At 68.5% G+C, this 5962-nt stretch carries 5 protein-coding genes; 1 reads left to right on the forward strand and 4 read right to left on the reverse strand.

All coding sequences use genetic code 11. The features are described from left to right. Positions 1 to 38: 38 nt before the first annotated feature. A complete protein-coding gene (locus SP5_RS08945; RefSeq protein ID WP_042487234.1) occupies positions 39 to 1049 on the reverse strand; it encodes an esterase-like activity of phytase family protein in 1011 nt (336 codons plus the stop codon). 178 nt (positions 1050 to 1227) lie between these two features. Here SP5_RS08945 and SP5_RS08950 point away from each other — a divergent pair, with 178 nt between their 5' ends. Beyond that, on the forward strand, positions 1228 to 1566 hold the full coding sequence (locus SP5_RS08950; RefSeq protein WP_042487237.1) for a glycine zipper 2TM domain-containing protein: 339 nt from the start codon (positions 1228 to 1230) through the stop codon (positions 1564 to 1566). Positions 1567 to 1828: 262 nt separating this feature from the next. Here the strand turns inward: SP5_RS08950 and phbB are convergent, their stop codons facing one another. The 3 genes from phbB to SP5_RS08965 all read right to left on the reverse strand — a co-directional run bounded on the left by phbB (position 1829) and on the right by SP5_RS08965 (position 5853). Continuing rightward, positions 1829 to 2551, reverse strand: a complete 723-nt coding sequence (phbB, locus tag SP5_RS08955) for an acetoacetyl-CoA reductase (RefSeq protein WP_042487240.1) — start codon at positions 2549 to 2551, stop codon at positions 1829 to 1831. A gap of 84 nt (positions 2552 to 2635) precedes the next feature. Then, positions 2636 to 3649, reverse strand: a complete 1014-nt coding sequence (hemH, locus tag SP5_RS08960) for a ferrochelatase (protein WP_042487242.1) — start codon at positions 3647 to 3649, stop codon at positions 2636 to 2638. Continuing rightward, on the reverse strand, positions 3649 to 5853 hold the full coding sequence (locus SP5_RS08965; RefSeq protein ID WP_042487245.1) for a xanthine dehydrogenase family protein molybdopterin-binding subunit: 2205 nt from the start codon (positions 5851 to 5853) through the stop codon (positions 3649 to 3651). Before SP5_RS08965 ends, hemH begins: the two co-directional genes overlap by 1 nt. Positions 5854 to 5962 lie beyond the last annotated feature (109 nt).

The following is a 5962-nucleotide window of genomic DNA, read 5'->3' on the forward strand; positions in this document are numbered from 1 at the left end:
TTCGACTCTAACGAAGTCGAAGCCCACGCCCTACCCCCTCAACGAATCGCAGCACGATCCAGTCGAAACTTCAGCAGATAACTCTTCTGCAAGATCAGCTGGTTGTCGTCCGACACCAGCCACAGGATCGTCGCCCCGCCCTCCTGCGTCACCGCCACCCCCTCGAAATTGTCGTGGATCAGCGGCGAATCGAGTTCGGCGATCAACCGCCCCCGCGCCACCCGGCCGGGCGTGATCTGGTCGGCGGAGATCAGCATGATCCGATTCGAGAAGCGAAATGGCAGCCGGAAACGTCGCTCGACAACGACCAGCGCCCCGTCGGGCAGCGCTGCCGCATCGGCGACGTCATATCTGGGCGACACCCGATAGGCGAAGCGGCGGGCATGGCCTTCCAACGGATCGCCGGGAAAGATCAGTGCCTGACGGCTGTTGCGGCGCGACTCGTCGCCGCCACGCCATGATTTGCGCCGGACCCTGGCTTCTTCGGAAATCGTGACGAAGCGCCCATCGGGCATCCGCGCCAGCGATTCGGCGCCGCCGTTTTTCGGCCAGGTCTTCATCCCCTGCGGAGCGACATAGCCCTCTGCCCGGGCAAAGCCGGGCGCATAGCGCCAGATCTGGTTATACCCCTCGAACCCGACCCAAAGCTGCCCCGTCTTCGGATCGACGGCCAGCGATTCGCTGTCGCGATCCCGCTTCTCCCATCCCGTGCCGGGGCCTGAGGGCAGGTTGGAGAAACGCAGGTCGTGCGGCGTCCAGTCCGCCCCCATGCGAAACCGCACGACATTGCCGCCGTCGCTCAGCAGCAGGAAATGGTCCCCCGCCACCGCCAGCGAGGAATAGCCGCCAAAGGCGGGCAAGCGGCTGGTCAGCACGATACCGCCCAGATAGGTCAGCGCGCCCAACGCCCGGCGCGACGGATCGCGCGGGTCGAGATCGACGCGGCGCACGTCCATCTGCGGCCTGCCCTCGAACAGCGGCAGGCGCTGCTCGCCCGACCATCCCGGCACCAGGGCCAATATCAACAGGCAGGACAACAGGATACGCATGCCGCCTCATAGGCGCTGCGGCGCAGCACGACAGCCCCTCGTCCGGGGCCGCCGTCCCGCTTTTGCATGAACGGCGGATAACGGCGGCATTCAGGAAACGCTCAACGCGAATCGGCCAGAAGCGGTGCAACGACGACGGACGGGACCGTCGATCGACACGAGTTTCGGGAGTGAGACCATGATGAAGACCCTGACCCTGGCGGCGACCGCAATGGCGATGATCGGTGGCGCCGTGCTGCCCGCGACCGCTGCCGATGCGCACCGCTATCGCCGGGCGCCTCATTCCGATCGCTATTATCGCGGCTATAACGACGGCGCGCGCGCCGAATATCAGGCCAGCAAGTGCCGCCGTTCGGGTACGACCGGCACGATCGTCGGCGCGGTGGCGGGCGGCCTGCTGGGCCGGACCATCGACACCGATGGCGACCGCACGCTGGGCACGCTGATCGGCGGTGCGGGTGGCGCATTGGCGGGCCGCGCGATCGAGCGGTCGGGCCGTCCGGGTTATTGCCGCTAAACAGTTCGGGCGGGCGGAGCCTGTATCTGCCCCACCCGCCCCCGTTTTCTCGCGTAGCGTATCGAGGCGGAACGCCGATCTCCCCCCGGAGGTCGGCGTTCTTGCTGCTACCTACCCCTGCCCCGAGGGGCGAATGTAACAAAACCTCCGTTCAGCCTGAGCGAAGTCGAAGGCCAAGGGACAAGACCTCGCCAAGTGGCAAACGTCTGGCGTGCGCTTCGACTTCGCTCAGCGCGAACGGCTTGTGAGGATGGTATCAGACTCAATACATATGCTGGCCGCCGTTGATCGACAGGGTCGAACCGGTGACGAAGCCCGCCTCGTCCGAGCAGAGGAAGGCGACGCCGCGCGCGATCTCATGCGCCTGGCCGAGCCGTCCGACCGGGATCTTGGCGACGATCTTCTCCAGCACGTCGGCGGGGACGGCGGCGACCATATCGGTGTCGATATAGCCCGGCGCGATCGCGTTCACGGTCACGCCGACCCGCGCGCCTTCCTGCGCCAGCGCCTTGGTGAAGCCATGGATGCCCGACTTGGCGGCGGCATAATTGACCTGGCCGTACTGGCCCGCCTGCCCGTTGATCGAACCGATATTGACGATCCGACCCCATTTGCGCTCGCGCATGCCGGGGAACACCGCCTTGGCCATGTTGAAGCAACCGCCCAGGTTGGTGTCCATGACCTCCTTCCACATCTGGTAGGTCATCTTCAGCAGCGTGCCGTCGCGGGTGATGCCCGCATTGTTGACGACGATGTCGACCGGGCCGAGGTCCTCGGCGACTTGTGCGACACCGGCCTGCACCGCGTCATAGTCGGCGACGTCCCATTTATAGGCCTTGATCCCGGTGCGCTCCGAGAATTCGCGCGCGCGCTCGTCATTGCCCGCATAGTTGGCGGCGACGATGATGCCCGCCTCCTTCAGCGCCAGGCTGATCGCCTCGCCAATACCGCGCGTACCACCCGTCACAATCGCGACCCGTGCCATTCAACCTCTCCCAAATGAGATTGTGGCTTAAAAGGGGCACACGCCATCCGCAATGGCGAACACCGGGTGAAACGCAATATTACGTTACGGCAACCAGCCCTGAAGCTCGCGTTCGATCAATCCGCGTAGCATCGCGACACCGACATCACTGTCGTTAAGGCACGGGAGATAGGCGAAATGGGTCCCGCCTGCCCCCTCGAAACTTTCGCGTCCGCGAATCGCCAGTTCTTCCAGCGTCTCGATACAGTCGGCGGAAAAGCCCGGTGCCAGGATTGCCACCTTGCGGATGCCGCGCCCCGGCAGCGATTCGAGCACCGTGTCGGTCGCGGGCTCCAGCCATTTAGCGCGCCCGAATCGCGACTGGAACGCGACCAGCAGTTCGCGGTCGCCCAGCGTATCCTTCATCGCCTCGCCCAGCAGCCGTGCGGTCTTGCGGCAATGGCAGTGATAGGGATCGCCCAGTTCCAGCGTCCGCTGCGGCATCCCGTGGAAGCTGGCGACCACCGCCTCGGGCTCGAAGTCGAGCGCGGCGAGTTGCCCCTGCAATTGGGTCTTCAGCGCATCGATATAGAGCGCATCGTCATAATAGGGCGGCAGGGTGCGGATCGCAGGCTGCCAGCGCATCGTCGCCAGATGCGCGAAGGCCCGGTCATTGGCGGTGGCGGTCGTCGCCGCGCAATATTGCGGATAGAGCGGGGCCAGCAGGATACGCTCGCATCCCGCCTCCTTCATCGCCTTCACCTGGTCGGCAATGGCGGGACGGCCATAGCGCATCGCCCAGTCGACCATCACGCCCGGCCCGAACGCATCCTTCAGCGCCACCGCCTGCGCGCGCGTGATCGCGGCCAGCGGCGAGCCATCCTCGCGCCACACCAGCGAATAGGCGTGGGCGGATTTCTTCGGCCGGGTGTTCAGGATGATGCCGCGCAGGATCGGCTGCCACAGCAAGGCCGGAATCTCGATGACACGGCGATCCGACAGGAACTCGCCCAGATAGCGCTTCACCGATTTCGGATCGGGCGCGTCGGGCGTGCCCAGATTCATCAGGAGCACGCCGATCTTGGGGCGCGGGACGGGGGGATGGTCGGGCGGCAGCATCAGGCGGACAACTCCATCGGCAGGCTTCGTATCCGTGGGAAGCCCGGCAGGGTGGCGAGCGCATTGGCGATGGCGGGCGCGACGGGCGGCACCGCCAGTTCGCCCACCCCGCCGGGGGCCTCGTCGGAGGACAGGATTTCGACCGTGATGTCGGGCGTATCGGCGAGTCGCGGCAGGTTCAGCGCACCCAGTCGCGACGGTGCGGCCCAGCCACGATCGAACCCGACCGCCCCGCCGCGCAAGGCGGCCAGGCCGAAGATCAGCCCGCCCTCGACCTGCTGGCGTACGATATCGGGGTTCACCACCCGACCGCAGTCGATGGCGGCGACCAGCCGGTCGACCACCGGCCGTCCGCTTTCGTCCCGGTGCGTCTCCGCCATCACCGCGACATAGCTGCCGCGAAAGCCATGCGCGGCGACGCCCTGCCCGCTACCGACCGCGCCGCCTTCCCAGCCGCCCAGCGAAGCCGCGGTCGACAGGCACCGCGCCAGTCGGGGTTCGTCCCCCAGCATCGCGATCCGCCACGCCAGCGGATCGGCCCCCGCCGCCCGCGCGCATTCGTCGATGAAGGATTCGGTGATGAAGCAGTTCGCGACATGTGCGCCCCCGCGCACATGGCCGGTCGGCAGGGGCAGCCCCGCGTCGTGATGATGCACCGCCAGCGCGGGGATCGCATAGGGCGGCACAGCCCCGCCCATCGCATAGGCGTCGCCTCCGCGCATCCCCCAGCGGACCAGCCCGGCGGGCATCACCCGCTCGGCCAGCGCCGCGCCGGTCGAGGGCGTCGCGATCCGACCGCGCCAACCGACCAGCTTGCCCTGCTCCAGCCGCGCGGTCATCCGGGCCATGGCGGGGGCACGATAAGCGTCGCGACGCAGATCCTCGGTGCGCGACCATTGGACGTTGACCGGCCGCTTCAACCTGGCCGCGATCATCGCCGCCTGCGCCACCGCGTCCTGTTCCAGCCCCAGGCCGAAACCGCCGCCGATCGGCATGGCGTGGACGACCACCCGGTCCTCAGGGGTCGCCGCCGCCCGCGCCGCGACCTTGCGCGCAGCCTCGGGGGCCTGGGTCGGGACCCACAGCTCCAGCCCGCCATCCTGCCATGCCGCCACCGCCGCGCGCGGCTCGATCGCGGCATGGACGCCGGTGCCGACTCGGTAGCGCGCCTGGATCAGTCCCGGCCCCTCCAGCCCCGCCGCGACATCGCCGCGCGTCAGAACGGTGCGGCCTTCTTGCCTGAGCGCCGCCTCCAGTCCCTGCACGATGGCCTGCGTCGTCGGCACCGCCCCGTCGCTGACGGCACGCGGGGCCGCCGCGTCGAGGCCCTTTTGCGCGACCCACCAGCTGCCGGCGGCGACCGCGACCCAGTCCTCGCCCTCGATCACCTCGACGACGCCCGGCACCTTCATCGCCGCCGTGCGGTCGATGCGGATGGCACGCGTGCGGCCCAGCGGCGCATGGCGCAGCGCGACGTGGAGCATGTCGGGCAGGCGGATGTCGGCGGTGAAATTGGCCGAACCATCGAGTTTGGCGGGCGAATCAAGCCGGGGCACGTCCTTGCCCGCCAGCCGTCCGGCCCCGCCGCTGCCCAGCGGCAGGGGATGCGGCACCGTCTCGCCCGCCGCCGCCTCGGCCAGTTCGGCGAAGCGCAGCCGCTTGTCGCCATGGACGATGAAGCCGTCCCTCGCCTCGCACTCGCTCCAGTCCACACCCCAGCGCCGGGCGGCCGCCTGCGCCATCAGCCCGCGCGCGGTCGCGGCGGCAGCGCGGGCAGGCCCCTCGAACATGCGCAAGCTGCTGGACCCGGCGGTCAGCATCACCCGGTCGCGCCGCAGCCATTCGTCGCGCAGGCCCTCCGGCAGCCGGCCGAACGCCCCCTCGAACAGCGAATCGACCCCGACCGGATTGGCGTAGAGCGGGCTGATAGGGGCGGGCTCGACCGCGACGGTACGCCAGTCCGCGCCCAGCTCGTCGGCGACCACTTGGGCCAGCGTGGTGGCGATCCCCTGACCATGCTCGGCCTGCGGCACCGCCACGGTGACGATGCCGTCGCGCCCGATCTTCAGCCACGCCCCGAACGCCTGCTCGCCCGGCTCCACCGTCAGGCTGGGCGGGTAGGCGCGCGGCCAGAGGCCCCAGGCGACGACCAAGCCAGCGCCAAGCCCTCCGCCGACCAAGATGTTGCGCCTGTTGTACTCCATCGCGGCCGAGCCTTAGCGGACAAGGGCGGGCAGGCAAGCGGGGGGTTTCGCTGTCTCAAAGCGAGGGGGTCGATTGTTCACGCGAAGCCGCGATGGCGCGAAGAAGGAT

This window comes from Sphingomonas parapaucimobilis NBRC 15100, from assembly GCF_000787715.1.
GTDB lineage: Bacteria > Pseudomonadota > Alphaproteobacteria > Sphingomonadales > Sphingomonadaceae > Sphingomonas > Sphingomonas parapaucimobilis.

Excerpts from the sequence above, each read along its gene's own strand:
- phbB (WP_042487240.1), bottom strand. The coding sequence starts at position 2,551 with ATGGCACGGGTCGCGATTGTGACGGGTGGTACGCGCGGTATTGGCGAG.
- SP5_RS08965 (WP_042487245.1), bottom strand. The coding sequence starts at position 5,853 with ATGGAGTACAACAGGCGCAACATCTTGGTCGGCGGAGGGCTTGGCGCT.
- SP5_RS08950 (WP_042487237.1), top strand. The coding sequence starts at position 1,228 with ATGATGAAGACCCTGACCCTGGCGGCGACCGCAATGGCGATGATCGGT.
- SP5_RS08945 (WP_042487234.1), bottom strand. The coding sequence starts at position 1,049 with ATGCGTATCCTGTTGTCCTGCCTGTTGATATTGGCCCTGGTGCCGGGA.
- hemH (WP_042487242.1), bottom strand. The coding sequence starts at position 3,649 with ATGCTGCCGCCCGACCATCCCCCCGTCCCGCGCCCCAAGATCGGCGTG.